The sequence below is a fragment of the Pseudomonas sp. RW10S2 genome (genome assembly GCF_014268985.1).
Taxonomy (GTDB): Bacteria; Pseudomonadota; Gammaproteobacteria; order Pseudomonadales; family Pseudomonadaceae; genus Aquipseudomonas; species Aquipseudomonas wayambapalatensis.
This window is the reverse complement of sequence record NZ_JABWRO010000104.1, coordinates 1-21,619: the sequence shown is the minus strand read 5'-3', so window position 1 is coordinate 21,619 and position 21,619 is coordinate 1. Positions and strand designations below refer to the sequence as shown.

Here is a 21,619-nt window from a genome sequence, read left to right as displayed (position 1 = left end):
GGGCTGGCCTTTAGATTTTGAACAAGACAGGTGTTCCTACAGGGACGCGGGCTGGCGCTCGGACAACCACTCCAGCGCCGCCCGCCCGGCGCGCAAGCCGCTGGCAAAGCACGCCGTCAGCAGGTAGCCCCCGGTCGGCGCTTCCCAGTCCAGCATCTCGCCGGCACAGAAGACGCCGGGCAGTTGCTTGAGCATCAAGCCCTCGTCCAGCGCCTCGAAACGTACGCCACCGGCACTGCTGATCGCTTCATCCAGCGGCCGCGTGCGCACCAGTTCGATCGGCAGCGCCTTGATCGCCTGGGCCAAGCGCATGGGGTCGGCGAAGGTGGCCTGGTCGGTCAGCTCGCGCAGCAGCGCGGCCTTCACCCCGTCGATCCCGAGCTGCCCCTGCAGGTGCTTGGCCATCGAGCGGGAGCCACGGGGCTTGGCCAGGGCCTGAGCGATTTTATCCACAGGGCGATCCGGCAGCAGGTCGAGCAGCAAGGTAGCGCGTCCGTCGCGCTCGATGCCGGCGCGCACCGCCGCCGACCATGCATACACCAGGCTGCCTTCCACGCCTTGGGCGGTGAGGATGAACTCGCCCTTGCGCGCAGCGCTGCCAGGCACGCTGAGGGCGATGTTCTTCAGCGGCGCGCCGGCGAACTTGTTCCTGAGCAGATCGCTCCAGCCCTGCACCTCGAAACCACAGTTGCTCGGGCGTAATGGCGAGATATCCACAGCGCGCTCGGCCAGCAGTGGCACCCAACTGCCATCCGAGCCCAGGCGCGCCCAACTACCGCCACCCAAGGCCAGGATCACGGCAGTGGCGCGCACCAGGCGTTCGCCCTGTGGATAAGCGATCCGCAGTGCGCCTTCCGTGTCCCAGCCGAGCCAGCGGTGCCGGGTGTGGATAACCACGCCGGAATCGCGCAGGCGCTTGAGCCAGGCGCGCAGCAGCGGTGCCGCTTTCATGTCAGTGGGGAAGACCCGCCCCGAGGTGCCGACGAAGGTCTCGATGCCCAGGCCGTGGATCCACTGGCGCAGGGCGTCGGCATCGAAATCACGCAGCAGCGTGTCGATGGCCTCGCGGCGTTCGCCATAGCGGCCGATGAAGGCCGGGTAGGGCTCGGAGTGGGTGATGTTCATGCCGCCAACGCCTGCCAGCAGGAACTTGCGACCCACCGACGGCATCGCATCGAACACCTCGACCGCCACGCCGGCCTGGGCCAGGGCCTCGGCAGCCATCAGGCCGGCGGGGCCACCGCCGATCACGGCGACGAGGGGAGGGGAGGTGGGGTGGGAATCGGTCATGGTGGCGGCAGGCTGTGGAAAAGAGTCGGCATTCTACCCCAGAGGTGCCTGTGCAGGTACTGTTCAAAAAATGAACAAATCTTTGCAGGTCAGGCAGTTAAAGGGCTCCAGGGGCTTTCCCGCAGGTTATCCACAAGCGGTTCCACAGTCATTGTGTGTAACCCAGCACCCGCGCCGCGCTGTGGTGAAGGATGCCGTGCCGCCGCGCCAGCGCCGCCCGGTCCTTGCTGTAACCGCCGCCGATCACCCCGACCACCGGAATATCACGGCCAAGACAGTGGCGCAGGACCGCTTCGTCACGGGCGGCGACGCCTGCATCGGTCAGTTGCAGATAACCCAGGGCGTCGTCCTTGTGCACATCGACGCCGGCGTCGTACAGCACGAGGTCGGGCTGGTAGAGCGGCAGCAGGTAGTTCAGTGCATCGTTCACCACCTTCAGGTACGCCGCGTCGTCCATGCCGCGCGGCAGGGGGATGTCCCAATCGCTCTGGGCCTTGCGTGCGGGGAAATTCTGCTCGCAGTGCAAGGACACGGTGATCGCCTCTGGTGTGTCGTGAAGGATGCGTGCGGTGCCGTCGCCCTGGTGCACGTCGCAGTCGAAGATCAGCACGCGGTGCACGCGTCCGGCTGCGAGCAGGTAGCGGCTGATCACCGCCAGGTCGTTGAAGATGCAGAACCCGGCGGGGTGGTCGTAGTGGGCATGGTGGGTGCCGCCGGCCAGGTGGCAGGCGATACCGTGACGCAGGGCCATCTCGGCGGTCAGCAGCGAACCGCCGACGGCGCGCACGGTGCGCCGTGCCAGGGCCTCGCTCCAGGGCAGCCCCAGGCGGCGCTGGTCTTCGCGTGAGAGTTCGCCGTTCATGTAGCGCTCGATGTAGGCGCGGTCATGGGCCAGGGCGAGGATGTCGTTGGGGCAGAGTTCGGGGCGCAGCAAGGCCTGGTCGGTGGTCAGCCCGCTGTCGATCAGGTGATCGTGCAGCAGGCGGAACTTGTCCATGGGGAAACGATGTTCCGGCGGGAACTCGGGGCTGTAGTCTTCGTGGTAGATCAGCGGCAGGGGCATGGGCAGGATCGCGGCTGGAGGCAGCGTTGATCTTGCCAGTGGGCCGGAATGCCACGCAACTCAAACACTCATCAGCGTTGTGCCGACGCCAGTACCCGTCGCCAGTCCGGCTCGTTCATGCGCCCAAGGATACGGGCCTTGCCGCTGCCATCGACCGACACGAACAGCGCGCTGGCGTAGCCACTTTCGCGCTCGCCCGGCGCAACCTTGAGGGTGCGCTGGAAGTGATCGACGCAGCCGTTGTGGGTCACCAGCACAAGATTGTGCCCTGCACGCTTGTGCGCCATGGCCTGGCCTGCGAAGCCGCTCTCGCAGCCTTCGAGCCAGTCCTCGCTGGTCACCGTGTCGCCGACGATGAAGTGCGCGGTCTGTCGGGTGCGCAGCTTCGGGCTGCTGAGCAGGTCGGCACCGTTCAGCCCCAGGCGCTGCAAGCCTTCTCCGACACGCTGGGCGGCCTGGCTGCCGGACACGGTGATGCCGGTTGGATCGTCCAGGCAAGGGCCGGGCGCGCTGTCGCAGCGCTCGGCGTGGCGAATCATCACGATCACGCTGCCTTCGGCCCACTTCTGCAGCAGGCCGCTGGCGTTCAACTGCCGTTCATTGCCAAGGTTCACGATGTGCGTCCTCGTTGACGACCACAGCATCAATCCCGCCGCGACCAGCACCAAGGCGAGGCCGACTGCCCAAGCCATGCGCAAACGTCGGTGTCGCTTGCGGCGTGTGGGGATGGCCAGGTTTTCCAGGATGTCGCTCGACAGCATGCTCGGGCTCCGGCAAGAGGGGGCCGCGCGCAGGGCGGCGGCAGGTGGTGGCATTCTGTGAAGTGGCCTGTCTGCGCCGAGTGAAGCCGTTGTGAAAATTGCATTGGGCCTGGGGTGCAGGTGAAAAGCGCCCCCGGCGCCTAATCTGTAGACTGCAGGACTGAAAACCTGGAGCCCGCCCCGATGACCCCGATCCTCAAGCTCGAAAGCGCCCGCCTGGTGTTGCGCCAATGGCGGGACGACGATTTGCAGGCGTTTGCCGAGATGTGCGCCGATCCGCAGGTGATGCGCTATTTCCCGGCGCCATTGACGCGCCTGGAGGCCGCCGCGCTGATCGGACGCATCCGTGGCCATTTCAACGAATACGGCTACGGTCTCTGGGCATTGGAGCGCATGGACAGTGGCGCCTTCATTGGCTTGACTGGGTTGCTCAACGTCAATTTCGACGCACCCTTCGCGCCGGCGGTGGAGATCAGTTGGCGTCTGGCCCGTCGTCACTGGGGCCAGGGCTTTGCCAGCGAGGCGGCCTGGACCTGCCTGCGCTGCGCATTCGCCCAGTTGCGCCTGGATGAGGTGGTGTCGTTCACCACTCAGGACAACGTACCCTCGCAGAAGGTGATGCAGGCGATCGGCATGGTTCAGGACGAGGCAGGCAGCTTCGAACACCCGCGGCTGCCCGAGGGGCACCCGCTGCGTCCGCACGTGCTGTATCGCATCGACCGGCCGCGCTGGGAGCGAACCCTGCATGCCTGAATGGGGCGCCATGCACGGAGGCGATGACAAATTCTGTATGATTTGCGCCAATGCCCGAATTGCCGTGACACCTGTCAGGAGTAGCCCCCGATGAGCCATGTGTTGGACGACCTGGTCGACCTGTTGAGCCTCGAATCCATCGAAGAGAACCTGTTCCGTGGCCGTAGCCAGGACCTGGGCTTTCGTCAGTTGTATGGCGGCCAGGTGCTGGGCCAGTCGTTGTCGGCGGCCAGCCAGACGGTCGAGGACGCGCGCCATGTCCATTCCTTGCACGGCTATTTCCTGCGCCCTGGCGATGCCAGCATGCCGGTCGTCTATTCGGTCGATCGGGTGCGCGACGGCGGCAGTTTCAGCACCCGCCGGGTCACGGCGATCCAGAAGGGCAACCCGATCTTTACCTGCAGCGCGTCGTTCCAGTACGACGAGGGCGGTTTCGAGCACCAGGTGCAGATGCCCGATGTGGTCGGCCCCGAGAACCTGCCCAGCGAAGTCGAACTGGCCCGCGTCATGGCTGACAAGCTGCCCGAGCGTATCCGCGACAAGGTGCTGTGCGCCAAGCCCATCGAGATCCGCCCGGTGACCGAGCGTGATCCGTTCGACCCCAAGCCGGGCGACCCGGTGAAGTACGCCTGGTTCCGCGCCGACGGCAACCTTCCGGACATCCCGGCGCTGCACAAGTACGTGTTGGCCTACGCCTCGGATTTCGGGCTGCTGACCACCTCGTTGCTGCCCCACGGCAAATCGGTGTGGCAGAAGGATATGCAGATCGCCAGCCTCGACCATGCGCTGTGGTTCCACCGCGACCTGCGTGCCGACGACTGGCTGCTGTACGCCACCGACAGCCCATGGGCCGGCAACGCCCGCGGTTTCACCCGCGGCAGCATCTTCAACCGCGCCGGGCAACTGGTGGCCTCGTCCACCCAGGAAGGCCTGATCCGCCATCGCAAGGACTGGGCATGAGCCTGCACGAAGTACGCAACTGGGTGTTCGACATGGACGGCACCCTCACCGTGGCGGTGCACGACTTTGCCGCGATCCGCGAGGCGCTGGAGATTCCGCCCGAGGATGACATCCTCACCCACCTCGCCGCGCTGCCTCACGAGGAGGCCAAGGCCAAGCACGCCTGGCTGCTGGAGCACGAGCGCGACCTGGCGATCGCCTCGAAGGCCGCGACCGGTGCAGTCGAGCTGGTACGCGAGCTGTCGGCGCGTGGCTGCCGGCTGGCGATCCTCACCCGCAACGCGCGGGAGCTGGCGCATGTCACGCTGGAGGCCATTGGTCTGGCCGACTGCTTCCCGGTCGAACACATTCTGGGACGTGACGAGGTGGCGCCCAAGCCCGACCCGGATGGCCTGTTGCAGATCGCCCGGGCCTGGGGCGTGGCACCGTCGGAACTGGTGATGGTGGGCGACTACCGCTTCGACCTGGATTGCGGACGTGCGGCGGGGGCCAGGACGGTCCTGGTAAACCTGCCCGACAACCCCTGGCCGGAGCTGGCGGACTGGCATGCGGCGGACTGCCGGGCGTTGAGGGCGATGCTTGACTGAAAGGTTGCGCTGGTTTTTTCGCGGGCAAGCCCGCTCCCACAGGTAACACCACCGCGAAGAACTCACCGCTATCCCATGTAATGAACAGTAACCCATGACGATTCACTGACATCCCACTACATTCCCGGACACTGGCAAGGGCAGCCCCCTGACTAGAATGCCCGGTCTTGAATGAGACCGATTCTCTGTCACGCATCCGCTGTCGCCAGGAGCCCTCCGATGTTCTCCGTTCTCCGTTCCGCGCGGCGCCTGCTGCCGCTGCTCATGCTGCTGGTCGCAGGCCTCGGCACTCTCCAGACCGCCAGCGCCGCCCAGGTCACCGACGTGCTCGGGCGCAAGGTGGAAGTCGATCACGCGCCCCAGCGCATCGTCCTCGGCGAGGGCCGGCTGTTCTTCGCCCTGGCCCTGCTGGATCGCGACAACCCGTTCCAGCGCGTGGTCGGTTGGCAGAACGACATGCGCCTGCTCGACCCGCATACCTACGACGTCTACGCCAAGCTTTATCCCCAGGTGGCCAAGCTGCCGCTGATCGGCCAGGCCTCGGAGCAGAGCGTCAGCGCCGAGCAGATCCTGGCACTGAAACCGGACCTGGCGATCTTCAGCATCGCCGGCGAAGGCCCGACCCAGCACAGCCCGGTCGCCGACCTGCTGGAACAGGCCGGCATCCCGGTACTGTTCATCGACTTCCGTGTGCACCCGATCAAGAACACCCGCGTCAGCCTCGAAGCCCTGGGCACCTTGCTGGGTCGTGAGCAGCAGGCGCAGGAATACCTGGACCTCTACGACAGCCACCTCAAGCACGTCACCGACCAGGTGGCGGGGCTCAAGGACAGCGAGCGGCCGAAGGTCTTCCTCGAACTGCTGGCGGGCGTCTGGCAGGCGCCGGGGCACACCACCGGCAAGAGCGGCCTGGGCAGTGTGGTCGAGGCGGTCGGTGGGCACAATATCGCTGCTGACGTGGTGCCCGGCGCGCTGGGCGACGTCAGCGTCGAATACGTGCTCAAGGCCGATCCGGACGTCTACATCGCCACCGGCAACCGTGCCCCCGGCGTGCTGCTCGGCGCCGGCGTGAGTGCCGATACCGCGCGCCAGAGCCTGGCCAGGATCATCGCGCGCCCCGAATTCGCGCCGCTGCGCCCGATCCGTGATGGCCAGGCCCATGGCCTGTGGCATGACTTCTACAACTCGCCGTTCAACATCCTTGCCATCGAAGCCATGGCCCGCTGGATTCACCCCGAGCGCTTCAAGGATCTGGATCCGCAAGCGACCATGGCCGACATCAACCACCTGCTGAAGGTCGGCCTGGACGGCCACTACTGGATCGACGCCAAGTGACCGCCCAGGCTCTGGACGGCGCCGCGCTGGCAGCCTGGCGTTATCGGCGCCTGCTCTGGCGGCGTGCCGGGCTGGTCGGCGGGCTGGCCGTGCTGCTGGCGCTGGCGGTGCTCGGCGACCTGGCCAGCGGCGCCTCCGGCATGGGGCTCGGACAGCTGCTGCATGGGGTGTTCGATCCGAACGCACTGAGCGCCACCGAACGGGTGATCATCTGGAACGTGCGCCTGCCCTACGCGCTGATGGCGGTGCTGGTCGGGGCCGCGTTGGCGCTGGCTGGCGCCGAGATGCAGGCGATCCTCGACAACCCGCTGGCCAGCCCTTTCACCCTGGGTGTGTCCTCTGCCGCCGCGCTGGGCGCGTCGCTGGCCATCGCCTATCCGCTGTCGGTGGCCTGGCTGGCGCCGAGCGCCCAGGTGACGGTGATGGCGTTCGTCTTCGCCTGTCTGTCGGTGCTGTTGCTGCAGGCCATGTCACGGCTGCGCGGTGCCGGGGTCGAGAGCCTGGTGCTGTTCGGTATCGCCTTGGTGTTCAGTTGCAACGCATTGGTGTCGTTGCTGCAGTTGCTGGCCACCGAGGATGTGCTGCAGCAACTGGTGTTCTGGACCCTCGGCAGCCTGGCGCGGGCCAACTGGCAGAAGCTGGGCATTCTTGCTGCGGTGCTGGCGCTGGTGCTGCCGTTCTCGCTGCGCGCCGCCCCGGCCATGACTCTGCTGCGCATGGGCGAAGACCGTGCCCGCAGCTTCGGCGTGGACACCCGGCGTCTGCGCGTCGCCTCGCTGCTGCGCATCAGCCTGCTGTCGGCGACCGCCGTGGCCTTTGTCGGCACCATCGGTTTTATCGGCCTGGTCGGCCCGCACATCGCCCGCCTGCTGGTGGGCGAGGACCAGCGCTTCCTGTTGCCGGCCAGTGCGCTGGTCGGGGCATTGCTGCTGTCGCTGTCGTCGATCGCCAGCAAGCTGATCCTGCCAGGGGTGATCGTGCCGGTGGGGATCGTCACCGCCCTGGTGGGCGTACCGGTGTTCGTGGTACTGGTGTTCCGGCGGGGGAGAAGGTTGTGAGCTTGCGTATCGAAGGGCTGTCGGTCACCTATGGCGCGCGCCGGATCATCCAGCAACTGAGCCTGCCGTCGCTGCCGACGGGCAGCCTGGTGGCGCTGGTCGGCCCCAACGGGGCGGGCAAGTCCACCCTGCTGCGGGCCCTGGCCGGACTGGAGCGGATGCAGGGCGCTGTGCACCTGGGCGATGAGGACGTTACCCGCCTGAGTTTCGCCGAGCGCGCCCGGCGCTTGGCCTACATGCCACAGCAGCTGCCGCCGGGGCTGGCGCTCGGGGTGCTGGAGAGCATCGTCGCTGCGCTGCGCGTGGGGGCTGCAGATGACCTGTTGGCGACGGCCTTCGATGCGCTGCGCCAGTTGGGCATCGAGCACCTGGCCGAGCAAGGCTTGGACAGTCTGTCCGGCGGCCAGCGCCAACTGGTGGCCCTGGCCCAGTTGCTGGCGCGCAATCCACAGGTGCTGTTGCTCGACGAGCCAACCAGCGCCCTGGACCTGCACTACCAACTGCGGGTGATGGATGCAGTGCGTGAGCGGGTGGTTCGCCATCGGCTGTTGGCGGTCGCGGTGCTGCACGACATCAACCTGGCGGCCAGCCATGCCGATTGTCTGGTGATGCTGGAGAAGGGCCGGGTGGTGGCCTGCGGCACCCCGGCCGAGGTGCTCGAACCGCAGTTGCTGGCGCAGGTATATGGCGTCGAGGCGCGGGTCGAGCAGTGCTCCCGTGGCCGCCTGCAGGTGCTGGTGGACCGGGCGCTGCGCTGAGACTGCCGGCCCGGCTGCACGCCCGCTACATCAGATGCAGTCAGGCGAAGACGAAGTACTTGCGTACGGTCTCGACCACTTCCCAGGTGCCTTTCATGCCGGGCTCGATGACGAACACATCGCCGCCTTTGAGGTGCTTGGGCTCTTCGCCTTCCGGGGTGATGATGCAGTAGCCCTCGAGGAAGTGGCAGAACTCCCACTTCTCGTAGTTGACCTCGAACTTGCCTGGCGTGCAGATCCAGGTGCCCATGATCTTGCTGCCATCGGCCGACAGGTAGGCATTGAGGTTGACGGTGTGCGGGTCGCCGCCGATGCGTTTCCACTTGGTCGCATCTACCACCGGGGTCGGACAGGTTTCGCGCAGGACGGTGATGAAGTCGGACATGGCAGGGCTCCTGATGACGGGCTGAGTGACCCGTCACCTTAGGGCGTTGGCGTGACATGCAGTTGCCTGGATTCGACGCCTATCTGCCTGGTCGCGCTATGGCGGTCACGCCCACCAATAGCGCACGAAGTGGAAGAACACCGGCGCGGCGAAGCACACCGAATCCATGCGGTCGAGCATGCCGCCATGTCCTTCGATCATGTGCCCCCAGTCCTTCACCCCGCGATCGCGCTTGATGGCCGACATCACCAGCCCGCCAAAGAACCCCATGGCGTTGACCGTCAATGCCATCAGCGCCGCATGCCAGAAGTTGAACGGGGTGATCCAGCACAGCAGGGCGCCGACCAGCGTGGCCAACGCCACCCCGCCGGCCAGGCCCTCGACGGTTTTGGACGGCGACAGGTTGGGCGCCACCTTGCGCTTGCCGAACAGCTTGCCGCACACGTACTGCAGCACGTCGCTGATCTGCACCACCAGGATCAGCCAGGCGATCAGCAGCAGGTTGCGGCCCTCGTAGCCGGGGATGTCCAGGGTCATCAGCGCGGGCACCGACGACACGCAGTACACCGCGATCATCAGGCCCCACTGCACCTTCGAGGCGCGTTCCAGGAAGCGTGTGGTATCGCCGCCGAAGCTGGCCAGGATCGGCAGCAGCAAGAACAGGTACACCGGAATGAAGATGCTGAACATCCCGTACCAGTCCATGGCGATCAGCAGGTACTGCACCGGCAACGCTACGTAGAACGCTGCGACCAGCGCCGGGTAGTCGCTGCGCCGGGTCGGGGTGAGGGTCATGAACTCGCGCAGGGCGTAGAACGACACGCAATAGAACAGCACTATCACGCCGTACTTGCCGAACATGAAGGCCAGGCCGATCACCAGCACCATCACCCACCAGGCGTTGATGCGTGCGTTGAGGTTGTCGATCACCGCGTGCGGCGCGGAACCGGCGCGCCACTTGAGCAGGCGGCCGATGACACTGGCCAGGAGCAGCAGGGCGCCGATGCCGGCGAACAGGGACAGGGTGTTGTGATCCATCTCAGGCTTCCTTCGGGGCCAGGTTCAGCAGGGCCTGACGGGCCCGCTCGAGAAACGCCTGCTTGCTTTCGTCAGGCAGCACCTGCAATGGCTCGCCGAAACTCAGCGTGCACAGCAGCGGCAACGGCAGGGCGCGGCCCTTGGGCATCACCCGGTTGAGGTTGGCGATCCAGACCGGCACCACCTCGATGTCAGGCTGGGCGGATGCCAGGTGGAACAGGCCGCTCTTGAAAGGCAGCAGTGGATCGTCGCCAAGATTGCGTGTGCCTTCGGGGAAGAAGATCAGCGAGTCACCCTGGGCCAGCGCATCGAGTACCGGTTGCAGCGGATTGTCCTGGCCTTCGCTGCGCTGACGGTCGATCAGGATGCCATTGAAGACATTGTGGATGACGAAGTTGCGCAGGCCTGGCGTGTTCCAGTAGTCGGCGCCGGCCACGGGCCGCGTGCGGCGCCGCAAGGGTTCGGGCAGCGAGGCCCAGAGCAGGACGAAATCGCCGTGGCTGCTGTGGTTGGCGAAGTACAGGCGCTGCACCGGTTGTGGCGTGCAGCCGAGCCAGAGGGCCCGAGCGCCGGTGATCAGGCGCGCGGCGGAGGTGATGGCGAAGGCGGTCAAGGCGGCGAGCATGGTGCAGGGTCATCCGGTGAAGGGCAGTGTCAGCAGGGTAGCCAAGGTCAGCAGTAGCTGCAGGCCCAGGCACAGGCTCTGGCGGCGCAGCAGGGCGAGGGCGGCCTGGCTGCGGGTTGGCCAGTCGCGTGGATCGTCGGCCTTGGCCTTGAGGTTGAGGTCGAACAGGGCGCGGTCCAGGGCGCGGGTATCGTCGGCACGTTGCGGGCTGGCGGCCAGGCGTGCGAAGAGCTCGGCGTCCAGGGCCACGCGAATGGCCCAGTACTTGTGGGCAACGCCGAGGATCAGCAGCAGGATGCACAGCACGCTGGCCAGCGGGTGCAGGTGCAGGCCGAGCAGCGGTGCCAGGCCGTAGGCGATGGCCAGCAGGGTCAATGCATCGGACAGGCGTTCGAGTTGCCGACCACGAGCTAGCAGGGTCGCGACCAGGTACAGGTTCATGGCTGGACTCCGAGTTGCAGCAGGGCCTGGCGGTGGCCGGCGTGCAGTACCACGCCCGGGCGGGCCTGGCGGATGAGGGCTTCGGCGGCGTCGATGTCGGCGCAGCGGCCAGTGTGGATCAGCCAGGCGGCTACGGCGCTGGCGCTGCGTGAATAGCCCAGGGCGCAGCAGACCAGAAGCGGGCCTTGCTGGCGCAGGCGGTCGATGGCTTCGGCGGCTTGGAGCAGCAGGGCGGGGCTCGGGGGTATGAGGTCCAGGGTGGGCAGGCTGAAGTAGGTTGTCTGTTCTGGCCCATTCGCGGGCAAGCCCGCTCCTACAGGAGCAACAGGCGCTGTGGCTGGCCATGGGCAGGGTAGCTCCGCACACAAATCCACCACCGCAGCAAAATCACCTGCCTCTCCCAATCCGGGAATCCGCCCCAGATATACCCCGTCGCATATTTCATCTGCCTGCGGATGTCGCCAGGTCCAGGCCCGTGAGTTGACCCAGGCGCCAACCAGATAGGGCGCCAGCAGCCAGGTCGCGGCATTCGACAGTCGTCCATCCGCTCCCTTCTGGAATCCGCCAGCACCGAACAGCACATAGTTCAGCGCCACCACCAGCAACGCCAGTGCCGGCCATAACAAGCACAGCCATACACCACCGAGCTTGAAGGCCAGCCCTGCACACAACAGGGCGCCGATGCCATAGCGCAAGCCAAGCCGCCAGCGTTTCGGCTCACGCGTCAGGCGCGCCTCGCGCAGCGGCAATGCGCCCTGGTGCGGCCATAGCCACAGGCACAACAACCCCACCAGCGCGCCGCTGGGCAGGTCGATGAAGTGGTGCTGCCAGGTGGTCAGCACCGACAGCCCGATCAACGCCATCCAGCCGTGCACAGCCCAGCGCCAGAGCGGCTTGTGGGTATGCCGGGCGAACATCGTCCAGATGATCACCAGCAGCGCGATATGCAGCGACGGGGCCTGGTTGTACGGCTTGTCGAAGCCCATCAGCACATCGAACAGCCAGCCGAACACACCTGCCAGTTCCGGTCGCTCGAAGGTGAAGCGCAGCGGCCAGAGCAGGAAGCAGGTCACGCTGACCACCTGTGCGGTCAGCAGCGCCAGGGCATGGCGGTCCATCTCGCGGCGAGTGAGCGGCAGCAGGAATGACAAACCGTACAGCAGGTCGATCGACCAGTACGGGATGATCGTCCACGGCCACAGCGGCATATGCTGCTCCCAGCCGAATACCAGGCTGCCGACATCGTCGCGCCCGGCGGAGTAGCTGTTGGCCAGGCCGTAGCTGAGGAAGAAGAACGGCCCGAGCAGCAACAGCCACAGCACGCCGCGCCGGATCAGCCCGGCTTCGCGTGTCATCAGCGTACCCGCTGGGCCAGGCTGACGCTGAAGATGCCCCATTCGTCGATGCGCTGGGCGATCTTGCGAAAACCGGCCGCTTCCACCAGTTGGTCCATCTCGGCCTGGCTGCGCCGACGCATCACCCAGGCGTCGCCGCCGCGGTGGCTGGTCAGGGCGCGGGCGATCATCTCCAGCTGTGGGTGCCAGGGCTGGCCGGTGTAGACCAGGTAGCCGCCGTCTTCCACGGCATCGGCCAGCCCGGCCAGGGAGTCGCCCACCAGTTGGTTGCTGGCGAACAGTTCATAGAGCCCGGACACCACGGCCAGGGTGGGGCGCGGGTCGAGGCTGGCCAGGCTCTGGCGGTCGAAGGCATCGCCCTGGACGAAACGGGCGATCTCGCCCAGGCCCTTTTCGTTGATCAACGCGCTGCCCTGTTGCACGTTCAGCTCGCTGTAGTCGCGCAGCAGGATCGAGTCCGGCAATTGCTCCTGCAGCGCTTCGAGGATGTAGCGGCCGTGGCCGGCGGCGATATCGACGATGTGCACAGGTCGTGCCTGTTCGCGCAGGCGCGCGATGGCCAGGCGCAGCAGTTCCTCGACATGCACCTTGCGTTGGCGGATGCCACGCCAGCCAATGGCGTCGAGGTAGTTGCGATCGATCAGCTCGCCCAGTTTGCCCTTGCCGGTGGCCTGGTTGCGGTACACGTAGTCCAGGGTGCTGCCGGAGTCGAAGCCAGTGTCGAAACCCAGCTTCACCCCTTCCGACAGCCCCTTGCCCAGGCGCAGGCTGGCGCGGTAGCTGCGCCAGTAGAGGTCGCGCGGCGAGTTGCGTGGCAGCGGTGCGGCCAGGCACTCGGCCTCGGCGCAGCTGGCGCCGACCTTGTCTGCATCGAGCAGCGACGGTGCAGGCAGCGGTGCGTCGAAACAGTGGGCGATGAAGCGCTCGATCCGCGCCAGGGCGTGGGTGCGGTCGCGTTCGCCGAGGGTGTCGTGGAAGAAACCGGGCAGGATGTGCATCTCCTTGCGCGGGCTGCCCAGGCGCTCGAAGAAGCGCTCCTGCGGGCCGCGTTCTACCACGAAGTCTGCGCCGGACACCAGCAACTGAGTCGGCACCTGGATGGCCTGGGCATCGGCCACCACACGGTCGGCAGCCTCGTACAGACCTAGCAGCACGGTCACCGAGATCGGTCGGCTGATCAGCGGGTCTGCGGTGTACGACATCACCCGTTCCGGGTCATGGGTGAGCAGGCGCGGCTTGACATAGCTGTTGACGAAGAAGTTGCCGCGCAGGGCCTTGAGCAGTTTCAGGCCGGGGCGGGCGAAGGGCACGTAGAGCTTGACCTTGAACGCCGGCGAGGCCAGCACCAGGCAGCGCACCTTGGGCGCGTAGTCGTGGGCCCAGGTGGCGATCAGCACTGCGCCGACGCTCTGCGCCAGCACTGCCATATCGGGCTCGGCGATGCCGTGCCGGGCCTGGATATGTTCGATGAAGGTCTGCACGTCGCGCACGCTGGTGGCGAAGCTCGGGCTATCGCCCCGGGCCCCTGGCGAGAGGCCATGGCCACGGGCGTCCCAGGCGAAGATGTCGTAACCGGGCAGGTCCAGTTCGTCGGCCAGGTGCGCCATGCGCCCGCCGTGCTCGTGCCCGCGATGGAACATCACCAGCGCCCTGCGTGGCTGGTGCTCGTTGCGGGTGGCCGGCCAGTGCCGGTAGTGCAGCTCGACGCCGTCGTGGGTCGAGAAGTGCAGCGATTGCGCTTGGCGCATGGTGAAAGTCCTTGTCCTGCGGCGGTGGGGTCAGCGGGTTTCGGCCAGCCCGTGGCGTACCCGGTTGTAGAGGGTATAGAGCGAGAGCAGCAGGATGACCAGCAGCAGGCCGTTGATCCACGTCGGATTCAGCACGCCGAAGGCCACGCCGGTCCCCAGTACGCCGAATGCAAAGGCCCGGTCGCTCTTGCCCATCGGCCCGTCGTAACGCCGCGAAGCACCGGCCAGCGGGCCCATCACCCCGGCGTATTCACTGATGACGGCAAGCAACACCACCAGCACCACCAGTGTCGGCGACACCCCGACCAGCAACGCGAAGGGCAGGTACAGCGCCGCGTCGGCGATCACATCGCACAGCTCGTTGAGGTAGGCGCCGAGGGTCGATTGCTGGCCGAACTCGCGGGCCAGCATGCCATCGACGGCATTGAGCGCCATGCGCAGCAGCATCCACACCGGGATGAGGATGAACAGCCAGGTGACGTGGGGCAGCCAGGTGAGCAGCAGCCCCAGCAGCACCGACACCAACGCTGCGGCGACGGTGACCTGGTTGGCAGTGACGCCGCGATCGTAGAGACGCTGAACCGATGGGCGCAGCAGAGCCTGGAAGCGGGGTTTGAGCTGATAGATGGATGGCACGGTGAGTTCCCTGTCGTGGTGCGGCGTGGAGGGGATTGTGGGGAAAGAGATTGGCGGGCGGCAAGGTGCATCTGTCCTACATGTGAACCAGATAAAGCCTTCACCTCAGAGAGCCTGCCACCGCTCGTCAGGGGTTGTGTGGGTAGTGTGTATTACAGACTGGTTGAAGTTAAATAGATGTGTACCATACACATCAGCTGCCACCGGAAGGATGGATGCGCAGTCGGGATGTAATCCAGATCATCGAGGCAGATGGTTGGTATGAAGAGCAAGTCAAGGGAAGCCATCATCAGTTTCGGCATCCCTGGAAGCGAGGACGGGTCACCGTTCCCCATCCCAAGGCCAATCTTCCAAAGGGAACCGTGCACAGCATTTTGAAACAGGCAGGTCTCAAGTGAGTAGACAGCTTCGCTGCACATCTTGCAGACCCATGGAGTGAGTCGATGAAATTTCCAGTTGTTTTGCACAAGGACAAAGATTCCGACTACGGCGTGACCGTACCCGATGTCCCTGGGTGTTTTTCCGCCGGCGTCACCGCTGCCCAGGCGCTGGATAATGTCCAAGAGGCACTGGCGCTGCATTTTGAAGGCCTTGTCGCTGATGGCGAGCCTTTACCCCAAGCGCAGGAGATCGACGTGCACGTGGTCAATCCGGATTTCGCCGGTGGTATCTGGGCGGTAGTGGATTTTGATGTAACGCCCTACCTGGGCAAGGCGGTGCGCTTCAATGCGACGCTGCCAGAGAACCTGTTGCAGCGCATCGACGAGAAGGTGAAGCGCGATAGCCGATATGCCTCGCGCTCCGGTTTTCTGGCTTCAGCGGCGCTACGCGAGTTGGCTATCGCCTATTGAACCGGCCATCGCGGCTACAACGCATCCCGCGCCTTGCCGCGATACACCCGCAGCACATCCGCCATTACCGCCAGGGCGATTTCCGCTGGCGACTTGCTGCCCAGGTCCAGCCCGATCGGCATGTGCAGGCGTTCGATCTGCTGGGCCGACAAGCCGCCGATGCGCTGCAGGCGTTCGGCGCGGCGTGCGGAGGTGGTCACCGAGCCCATGGCGCCGATGTAGAACGCCGGGGTGTGCACGGCCTCCATCAGCGCCAGGTCATCGATCTTCGGATCGTGGGTCAGCGCCACCACCGCGGTGGCGGCATGGCAGCCACCTTCGGCAATGAACTCCGAGGGCAGCACGCGGTGCAGTTGAGCACCCTCCAGATGCACATGGGCCATCTCCTCGCGCGGATCGCAGGCGATCACTTCGCAGCCCAGCGTACGGGCGATATCGGCGCAGGCCTCGGCCACGGGCGACAGCCCCGCCAGCAGCAGGCGCAGGGCCGGGCCGATGGCGATATGTACGGCATCCTCGCTCAGGCGCACGGCAACGCTGCTATCGCTTTCCAGGCCAAAGGTGCCATCCATCAGCCCCACCCTGCGCGTCACCCGGCGCTGGCCAAGCAATGCGCCGCGCAACGCCTGCAAGTGCTCCAGCCAGGCCGCACTGGCCTCGCGCCGCTCGACCAGCACCACCAGCACGCCCCCGCACGGCAGGCGCAAGCGCCGACTTTGCGCCTGTCCATCGCCATAGCGCACCACCTGCGCAGCACAGTGGAATGCACCCTGTGCGAGGCTGTCGAGAAACTCCTCCTCCACGCAGCCTCCCGACAATGATCCGACATACTCCTGCCCGCCACGGCAGACCAGCATCGCTCCCGGTGCACGGGGTGCCGAGCCGTAGGTGGAGAGCACCGTGCACAGCCATACCGTGTCGCCGGCACAAGCCCATGCCAGCGCCTTGTCGATCACTTGCCGGTCGAGATGCTGCATGTTTGGTTACCCCGTTCCAATCGTTGGCGCCACACCCCATGTCTGTGGCAGTGTTGGCTATCTGGCCAGCCCCACAGGGACCGACATGCAGACTCGCAAAACCGGTGTTCGCGCCCAGCAGGCCGACCGCACCAAGGACAACATCCTCAAGGCCGCGGTGAAGGTCTTCAGCAAGGAGGGCTTCACCGGCGGGCGCGTCGAGCAGATCTCCACGCTGGCCAAGTCCAACGACCGGATGATCTATTACTACTTCGGCAACAAGGAAAAGCTGTTCATCAGCGTGCTGGAGCATATCTACGCCAGCTTCAACCAGGCCGAAGCCAAGCTGCGCCTGGACCTGTCCGACCCCGAGCTCGCGCTGCGCCAACTGGTGGCGTTCATCTGGGATTACTACGTGCGCCATCCCGAGTTCGTCACCATCCTGGCCACCGAAAACCTTCACCAGGGCCAGCACGCGCGCAAGTCGCAGAACCTGCAGGCGCTGTCCGGCGAGGCGGTCGGCGTGCTGCGGCCGATCATCGAGGCTGGGCAGGCCAAGGGCCTGTTCCGCGACGATATCGACATCACCCACGCCTACCTGATGATTGCCTCGCTCTGCTATTTCTATAACTCCAACCGCCATACGCTCAGCTCGTTCCTCGCCGTGGACCTTGCCGACAAGCAGGCCAAGGCCGACTGGCTGGACTTCATCAGCGATCTCGCCCTGCGCGGTCTGCGCCGCTAGCCTCAGTGGCTGCCGGGGTTGGCACGCACTTGCGCGCTCTTCGCCTTCAGCCCTTGCCAGGCCGGTTTGTCTGCGGCGAAACGCTGGCGCAGGTAGGCGGCCAGATCCGCCACCTGGCGGTCCGAGAGGCTATCCCTGAAGCCGGGCATATAGCCCAGGTCGCGGGTCGCAGGCGTCGGAATCCCGTGCAGGATTACGCGCAGCAGGTTGTCCGGCACATCGCTGTGCACGTTGCTGTTGACCGCCATCGACGGGCTGACACCGAACAGCTTCGGGCCCAGGCCATCGCTGTGGCAGGCCATGCACGCACCCTTGAAAACCCGCTCGCCATTGCTGATGGACAGTTGCGTATCGACCTGGGGCGCAGCCGGGGTCGCGACTGGCTGCGGCGCGCCGTCCAGTGAAGTCAGGTAGTGGGCAATGGCCCGCACGTCGCTCTCCGGCAAGGTGGCCAGCTCGCTGACCACCGGCCCCATGGGCCCGGCGGCGACACCGTGCTTGTCGGAGAAGCCGGTGCGCAGATAAGTGAACAGCTCGCTCTCGCTCCAGGGCGTGGACGACTTGCCCAGGGCGTTGAGCGCTGGCGCTTCCCAGCCATCGACCATGCCCCCGGCCAGGTAGCTTTTGCCGGCTTTTTCCGCGCCCATCAGGTTGCGCGGCGAGTGACAGGCGGTGCAGTGCCCGAGGCCATCGACCAGGTAGGCGCCGCGGTTCCACTGCGCACTGCGCTGCGGGTCGGGCTGGTACTCGCCGCGCTTGAGGAACAGTGCGTTCCAGCCGGCCATCAGCGGGCGCTGGTTGAACGGGAAACGCATGTCGTTGGCGGGCGCCTCCTGGCGCACCGGTGTCTGCGACATCAGGTAGGCGTACAGCGCCTGCATGTCACCGTCGGTGATGTTGCGAAACGAGGTGTAGGGAAAGGCCGGGTACAGATGTCGGCCGTCGCGGCTGATGCCCTCGCGCATGGCGCGCTCGAAGGCGGCGAACGACCAACGGCCGATGCCGGTTTCCGGATCGGGTGTGATGTTGGTGCTGTACAGCGTGCCGAAGGGGGTTTCCATCGCCAGGCCGCCGGCATTGACTTTGCCGCCGCTGACCGTGTGGCACACCGCGCAATCGCCGGCCGCCGCCACTTGGCGCCCGCGTTCGAGCATCGCCGCCGACCAGCTGCCGGCCGCCGGGGGCGTCACCGGCGCGATTTCCGCGCGAAAGGGCAGGGCGGTCGCGAGCATGCCCAGGGCGGCACCGAACACGCCGGCGATCGAGCCGAACCACCACTTCGAGCGTTTCGACGCGGGCCGTGCTGGCGCAGACGAATCCTCGCCGTTGCCGCCAAGCGCGGCGCGCACCCGTTCGGCAGTGATCGGCAGCTCGCGAAAGCGTATGCCGGTGGCGTCGAAGATCGCGTTGGCGATGGCCGCCGCGCTCGGCACCGAGGCCGACTCGCCGCTGCCCATCGGTGGTTCGTGCTGGCGCGGCAGCATCATCACGTCGATGGCTGGCAGCTCCGGGAAGGTGAGGATCGGGTAGCCGCCCCATTCCTTGCTGGCCACCGTCGATTCCTCGAAGTGCACCTGTTCCTTGAGCACGCGGCTGGTGGACTGGATCACGTTGCCGTGGATCTGGTGGCGCACGCCCTCAGGGTTGACCATCATGCCCGCGTCATGGCCGATCACCACCCGCGTGACGGCCACCTCGCCGGTACGTCGGTCCACCGCCACATCGGCGACCCAGGCCGCCCAGGCCGCGCCGAAACCCGGGAACTTGCTGTGGATGTAGCGCGCATAGGCAAAACCGCGACCGCGCAACACATCGCCTTCGGCGGGCGTCTGCATGGGCTGGGTGTGCGCCTGCCACTGGGCGCGCTCGGCGGTGGCCTTGACCAGGTCGATGGCGCGCGGATCGGACAGGTGGCGCAGGCGGTACTCGACCGGGTCGACCCCCGCCGCGAAGGCCAGCTCGTCGATATATGACTCGTGGGCGAAGCTGTTGGGCATCGCCGACACGCCGCGCATCCACGACGCACGCACCAGCGGCGTCATGTCATTGATGGTGACGCGCATATGTTCGTAGTCGTAGGGCGGAATCGAGGTACGGTCGCCCATTTCGAACAGCGCCGGCACCGGCTCCACCGCGCCGGTCAGCAGCAGGGCGAGGGTGGGGGCGCCGTTGGAGGGGTAGCTGGTCTGGAAGTCATAGGCGGCGACCGTGCCGTCGGCGTTCAGGCCGCCGTCGATCTCCATCAGTTGCGCGGTGCCCTTGGGCTCCCAGACATGCTCCTGCTCGCGGGTCAGCTGTACCCGCACCGGGCGTCCGACCGCGCGCGACAGCAGCACCGCATCGGCGCACACGTCGTCGGCGCAGTTGCGGCCGTAGCAGCCCGCCGCCTCCATGCGGATGATCTCGATGCGTGCTTCGGGGCATTCCAGCAACCAGGCGAGGTCGGCGCGCAGCAGGTGTGGATTCTGGGTGCCGGACCAGACGCGGATCTGGCCTTCGGTGAAGTCGGCCAGGGCGCAGGATGGGCCGATCGAGCCATGCAACTGGTAGGGCCACAGGTAGCTGCGGCTCAGACGCTGGCTGGCGTTGGCGATGCCCGCGTCGACCTCGCCCTTGTCCAGCACGGTGCGCTGCACCCTGGGGTTGTCGCGGATGGCCTGGGCGACGTCGCTGAGATCGGGCAGCTTGCCGGTGAACGGTTTCCAGCTCAGCTTGAGGTCGTGGGCGGCGCGGATCGCCTGTTCCTCACGTTCGGCCACCACGCCGACGAAGTCGCGGATCACCACCACGGCGACCACGCCAGGCACATGGGCGATGGAGCTTTCATCCACCGCCAGCAGGCTGTTGCCGACGAAGTCGCCGCTATCGTGGCCGGCATAAGGTGGGCGGATCACCCGGCCATGGAGCATGTCGGGCAGGCGCATGTCGTGCACGTAGGTCAGCTCGCCGGTGGCCTTGCCGGGGATGTCCACCCGCGCGGTACTGCGTCCGACCAGGCGGTAGTCCTCGACGGCCTTGAGCGGCGCGTCTTCGGCGATGCGCAACTGCTGGTTGTGCCCGCGCACCAGGTCGGCGAAGGGTAGGCGACGGCCGTCTTCGGCGATCACCGCGCCTTCTTCGATTCGCAACGCATCGGCTGTGCAGTCCAGCTCAAGGGCAGCCTGCTGCAGCAGGAAGCGTCGCGCGGTGGCTGCTGCCTTGCGCAGCGGCACGGCGGAGATCTGCAGTGTGGCGCTGGCGATGGTCGCGCCCTGGTTCGGCGCACGCTCGGTGTCGCCGAGCACCATGTGCACCTGGTCCATGCGCAGGTCCAGTTCCTCGGCGACGATCTGTGCCAGCGAGGTGCGGATGCCGGTGCCCAGGTCGACGTGGCCATTGAAGGCATACACCAGGCCGTCGTCGCTCACGGCGATGAACAGTGCCAGTTCGCGGTCCTTGACCTGGGGTGTCACACCCTTGGCAACCGGCCCCGAGGGCGGGGTGATTTCGTCGACGATCAGCAGCACACCGTTGCTGGCCAGCAATTGCTCGCGTGAAGGCACCTGTTGCGAGTGGTTCATGGGGTTCTCCGGATCTCAGGCCTGGCGGCCGGCGGCGCGGCGCACCGCGCGCAGGATTTCGACGTGGGTGCCGCAGCGGCAGAGGTTGCCGGACAGTTCGTTGCGGATCTGTTCGTCGGTGGGATTGGGGATGCGGTCGAGCAGGGCCTTGGCGGTCATGATCATGCCGTTCATGCAGTAGCCGCACTGGGCTGCCTGCTCGTCGATGAACGCCTGCTGCACCGGGTGCGGCGCGGCCTTGTTGCCGAGGCCTTCGAGTGTGGTGACCTCGCGGTTTTCAGCGCCGGCCAGCGGGATCACGCAGGAGCGCGCGGCCACCCCGTCGATGATCACCGTACAGGCGCCGCACTCGCCCAGGCCGCAGCCGTATTTCGGGCCGTTCAGGCACAGGTCGTTGCGCAGCACCAACAACAGGGGGGTGTCGGGTTCAGCGGCGACCGTGACGGTCTGGCCGTTTATCCGCAGGGCGATGTCTTCTTGCATGGCTCGCTCATCTCTGGGGCGCTACCAAAGGACTCAAACGGTGCGCTTTTTCGGTAAGTGCTCACTACATGAAATGAGTAGGCAAGAAGCAGGCCAGGCGGGTTGCAGGGGGGCGTCAGCGACGGTGGTGGGCAGGTCAGACGCAATCGCGGGGCAAGCCCGCTCCCACAGGTACCCCACCGTTCTCGAGGGCAGTGATTAACCTGTGGGAGCGGGCTTGCCCCGCGATAG

General features: G+C 66.3%; 22 protein-coding genes. 9 read left to right on the top strand and 13 right to left on the bottom strand.

What is annotated here, in order from left to right:
- Positions 1-36 precede the first annotated feature (36 nt).
- From HU729_RS19945 to HU729_RS19935, 3 genes are all read right to left on the bottom strand, one after another.
- Positions 37-1,290 (bottom strand): TIGR03862 family flavoprotein, encoded by a 1,254-nt coding sequence (locus tag HU729_RS19945; RefSeq protein WP_186711331.1) that lies wholly within the window; start codon positions 1,288-1,290, stop codon positions 37-39.
- Between the two features lie 148 nt (positions 1,291-1,438).
- On the bottom strand, positions 1,439-2,353 hold the full coding sequence (locus HU729_RS19940; RefSeq protein WP_186669306.1) for a histone deacetylase: 915 nt from the start codon (positions 2,351-2,353) through the stop codon (positions 1,439-1,441).
- A 71-nt stretch (positions 2,354-2,424) separates the two neighbouring features.
- On the bottom strand, positions 2,425-3,114 hold the full coding sequence (locus tag HU729_RS19935; protein ID WP_186711330.1) for a histidine phosphatase family protein: 690 nt from the start codon (positions 3,112-3,114) through the stop codon (positions 2,425-2,427).
- A gap of 183 nt (positions 3,115-3,297) precedes the next feature.
- Here HU729_RS19935 and HU729_RS19930 point away from each other — a divergent pair, with 183 nt between their 5' ends.
- The 6 genes from HU729_RS19930 (at position 3,298) to HU729_RS19905 (ending at position 8,565) form a co-directional block, all read left to right on the top strand.
- Complete coding sequence (locus HU729_RS19930; protein WP_186711329.1) at positions 3,298-3,867, top strand: GNAT family N-acetyltransferase; 570 nt, start codon at positions 3,298-3,300, stop codon at positions 3,865-3,867.
- Between the two features lie 90 nt (positions 3,868-3,957).
- Entirely contained in the window at positions 3,958-4,827 is an 870-nt protein-coding gene (gene tesB / locus HU729_RS19925; RefSeq protein ID WP_186669311.1) for an acyl-CoA thioesterase II, read from the top strand.
- On the top strand, positions 4,824-5,414 hold the full coding sequence (locus HU729_RS19920; RefSeq protein WP_186711328.1) for an HAD family hydrolase: 591 nt from the start codon (positions 4,824-4,826) through the stop codon (positions 5,412-5,414). Before tesB ends, HU729_RS19920 begins: the two co-directional genes overlap by 4 nt.
- Positions 5,415-5,633: 219 nt before the next feature.
- Positions 5,634-6,749 carry an ABC transporter substrate-binding protein gene (locus tag HU729_RS19915; protein WP_186711327.1) on the top strand — a complete coding sequence of 372 codons (1,116 nt, stop codon included), beginning with the start codon at positions 5,634-5,636 and terminating at the stop codon, positions 6,747-6,749.
- Positions 6,746-7,807 carry an iron ABC transporter permease gene (locus HU729_RS19910; protein ID WP_186669318.1) on the top strand — a complete coding sequence of 354 codons (1,062 nt, stop codon included), beginning with the start codon at positions 6,746-6,748 and terminating at the stop codon, positions 7,805-7,807. Before HU729_RS19915 ends, HU729_RS19910 begins: the two co-directional genes overlap by 4 nt.
- On the top strand, positions 7,804-8,565 hold the full coding sequence (locus HU729_RS19905; protein ID WP_186711326.1) for an ATP-binding cassette domain-containing protein: 762 nt from the start codon (positions 7,804-7,806) through the stop codon (positions 8,563-8,565). The genes HU729_RS19910 and HU729_RS19905 overlap by 4 nt, the downstream gene beginning before the upstream one ends.
- A gap of 40 nt (positions 8,566-8,605) precedes the next feature.
- Here HU729_RS19905 and HU729_RS19900 read toward each other — a convergent pair whose 3' ends face one another.
- The 7 genes from HU729_RS19900 to HU729_RS19870 form a co-directional block, all read right to left on the bottom strand.
- Positions 8,606-8,950, bottom strand: a complete 345-nt coding sequence (locus tag HU729_RS19900; RefSeq protein WP_063542660.1) for a cupin domain-containing protein — start codon at positions 8,948-8,950, stop codon at positions 8,606-8,608.
- Between the two features lie 105 nt (positions 8,951-9,055).
- Positions 9,056-9,988 carry a phosphatidate cytidylyltransferase gene (locus HU729_RS19895; RefSeq protein ID WP_186711325.1) on the bottom strand — a complete coding sequence of 311 codons (933 nt, stop codon included), beginning with the start codon at positions 9,986-9,988 and terminating at the stop codon, positions 9,056-9,058.
- A 1-nt stretch (position 9,989) separates the two neighbouring features.
- Positions 9,990-10,613 carry a lysophospholipid acyltransferase family protein gene (locus HU729_RS19890; RefSeq protein WP_186669324.1) on the bottom strand — a complete coding sequence of 208 codons (624 nt, stop codon included), beginning with the start codon at positions 10,611-10,613 and terminating at the stop codon, positions 9,990-9,992.
- A gap of 9 nt (positions 10,614-10,622) precedes the next feature.
- A complete protein-coding gene (locus tag HU729_RS19885) occupies positions 10,623-11,054 on the bottom strand; it encodes a hypothetical protein (RefSeq protein WP_186669325.1) in 432 nt (143 codons plus the stop codon).
- Positions 11,051-12,409 carry a phosphatase PAP2/dual specificity phosphatase family protein gene (locus tag HU729_RS19880; RefSeq protein WP_186711324.1) on the bottom strand — a complete coding sequence of 453 codons (1,359 nt, stop codon included), beginning with the start codon at positions 12,407-12,409 and terminating at the stop codon, positions 11,051-11,053. Before HU729_RS19880 ends, HU729_RS19885 begins: the two co-directional genes overlap by 4 nt.
- Entirely contained in the window at positions 12,409-14,157 is a 1,749-nt protein-coding gene (locus tag HU729_RS19875) for a bifunctional alpha/beta hydrolase/class I SAM-dependent methyltransferase (protein ID WP_186711323.1), read from the bottom strand. The genes HU729_RS19880 and HU729_RS19875 overlap by 1 nt, the downstream gene beginning before the upstream one ends.
- Positions 14,158-14,187: 30 nt before the next feature.
- Complete coding sequence (locus HU729_RS19870) at positions 14,188-14,793, bottom strand: CDP-alcohol phosphatidyltransferase family protein (RefSeq protein ID WP_186711322.1); 606 nt, start codon at positions 14,791-14,793, stop codon at positions 14,188-14,190.
- A 215-nt stretch (positions 14,794-15,008) separates the two neighbouring features.
- Here HU729_RS19870 and HU729_RS19865 point away from each other — a divergent pair, with 215 nt between their 5' ends.
- Positions 15,009-15,191 carry a type II toxin-antitoxin system HicA family toxin gene (locus HU729_RS19865; protein ID WP_186711321.1) on the top strand — a complete coding sequence of 61 codons (183 nt, stop codon included), beginning with the start codon at positions 15,009-15,011 and terminating at the stop codon, positions 15,189-15,191.
- Between the two features lie 45 nt (positions 15,192-15,236).
- Entirely contained in the window at positions 15,237-15,644 is a 408-nt protein-coding gene (locus HU729_RS19860) for a type II toxin-antitoxin system HicB family antitoxin (protein ID WP_186669330.1), read from the top strand.
- A 14-nt stretch (positions 15,645-15,658) separates the two neighbouring features.
- Here the strand turns inward: HU729_RS19860 and HU729_RS19855 are convergent, their stop codons facing one another.
- Positions 15,659-16,621, bottom strand: coding sequence for an XdhC family protein (locus HU729_RS19855; protein WP_186711320.1), 963 nt, complete (start codon positions 16,619-16,621; stop codon positions 15,659-15,661).
- 85 nt (positions 16,622-16,706) lie between these two features.
- Between HU729_RS19855 and HU729_RS19850 the strand changes: the two genes are divergently transcribed.
- Positions 16,707-17,345, top strand: a complete 639-nt coding sequence (locus tag HU729_RS19850) for a TetR family transcriptional regulator (RefSeq protein WP_186669333.1) — start codon at positions 16,707-16,709, stop codon at positions 17,343-17,345.
- 2 nt (positions 17,346-17,347) lie between these two features.
- Here the strand turns inward: HU729_RS19850 and HU729_RS19845 are convergent, their stop codons facing one another.
- Together HU729_RS19845 and HU729_RS19840 are read right to left on the bottom strand one after the other, a co-directional pair.
- Positions 17,348-20,905 carry a molybdopterin cofactor-binding domain-containing protein gene (locus HU729_RS19845; RefSeq protein ID WP_186711319.1) on the bottom strand — a complete coding sequence of 1,186 codons (3,558 nt, stop codon included), beginning with the start codon at positions 20,903-20,905 and terminating at the stop codon, positions 17,348-17,350.
- 15 nt (positions 20,906-20,920) lie between these two features.
- The gene (locus HU729_RS19840; RefSeq protein ID WP_186669335.1) at positions 20,921-21,388 is read right to left on the bottom strand and encodes a (2Fe-2S)-binding protein; all 468 of its coding nucleotides are present in this window, start codon (positions 21,386-21,388) and stop codon (positions 20,921-20,923) included.
- Positions 21,389-21,619: the final 231 nt, after the last annotated feature.

Bases quoted from the DNA above. Each gene is read 5' to 3' on its own strand.
- HU729_RS19885 (WP_186669325.1), bottom strand. From the start codon at position 11,054: ATGAACCTGTACCTGGTCGCGACCCTGCTAGCTCGTGGTCGGCAACTC.
- HU729_RS19840 (WP_186669335.1), bottom strand. From the start codon at position 21,388: ATGCAAGAAGACATCGCCCTGCGGATAAACGGCCAGACCGTCACGGTC.
- HU729_RS19845 (WP_186711319.1), bottom strand. From the start codon at position 20,905: ATGAACCACTCGCAACAGGTGCCTTCACGCGAGCAATTGCTGGCCAGC.
- HU729_RS19880 (WP_186711324.1), bottom strand. From the start codon at position 12,409: ATGACACGCGAAGCCGGGCTGATCCGGCGCGGCGTGCTGTGGCTGTTG.
- HU729_RS19890 (WP_186669324.1), bottom strand. From the start codon at position 10,613: ATGCTCGCCGCCTTGACCGCCTTCGCCATCACCTCCGCCGCGCGCCTG.
- HU729_RS19940 (WP_186669306.1), bottom strand. From the start codon at position 2,353: ATGCCCCTGCCGCTGATCTACCACGAAGACTACAGCCCCGAGTTCCCG.
- HU729_RS19915 (WP_186711327.1), top strand. From the start codon at position 5,634: ATGTTCTCCGTTCTCCGTTCCGCGCGGCGCCTGCTGCCGCTGCTCATG.
- tesB (WP_186669311.1), top strand. From the start codon at position 3,958: ATGAGCCATGTGTTGGACGACCTGGTCGACCTGTTGAGCCTCGAATCC.
- HU729_RS19920 (WP_186711328.1), top strand. From the start codon at position 4,824: ATGAGCCTGCACGAAGTACGCAACTGGGTGTTCGACATGGACGGCACC.
- HU729_RS19930 (WP_186711329.1), top strand. From the start codon at position 3,298: ATGACCCCGATCCTCAAGCTCGAAAGCGCCCGCCTGGTGTTGCGCCAA.
- HU729_RS19875 (WP_186711323.1), bottom strand. From the start codon at position 14,157: ATGCGCCAAGCGCAATCGCTGCACTTCTCGACCCACGACGGCGTCGAG.
- HU729_RS19935 (WP_186711330.1), bottom strand. From the start codon at position 3,114: ATGCTGTCGAGCGACATCCTGGAAAACCTGGCCATCCCCACACGCCGC.
- HU729_RS19855 (WP_186711320.1), bottom strand. From the start codon at position 16,621: ATGCAGCATCTCGACCGGCAAGTGATCGACAAGGCGCTGGCATGGGCT.
- HU729_RS19900 (WP_063542660.1), bottom strand. From the start codon at position 8,950: ATGTCCGACTTCATCACCGTCCTGCGCGAAACCTGTCCGACCCCGGTG.
- HU729_RS19895 (WP_186711325.1), bottom strand. From the start codon at position 9,988: ATGGATCACAACACCCTGTCCCTGTTCGCCGGCATCGGCGCCCTGCTG.
- HU729_RS19865 (WP_186711321.1), top strand. From the start codon at position 15,009: ATGCGCAGTCGGGATGTAATCCAGATCATCGAGGCAGATGGTTGGTAT.
- HU729_RS19860 (WP_186669330.1), top strand. From the start codon at position 15,237: ATGAAATTTCCAGTTGTTTTGCACAAGGACAAAGATTCCGACTACGGC.
- HU729_RS19850 (WP_186669333.1), top strand. From the start codon at position 16,707: ATGCAGACTCGCAAAACCGGTGTTCGCGCCCAGCAGGCCGACCGCACC.
- HU729_RS19945 (WP_186711331.1), bottom strand. From the start codon at position 1,290: ATGACCGATTCCCACCCCACCTCCCCTCCCCTCGTCGCCGTGATCGGC.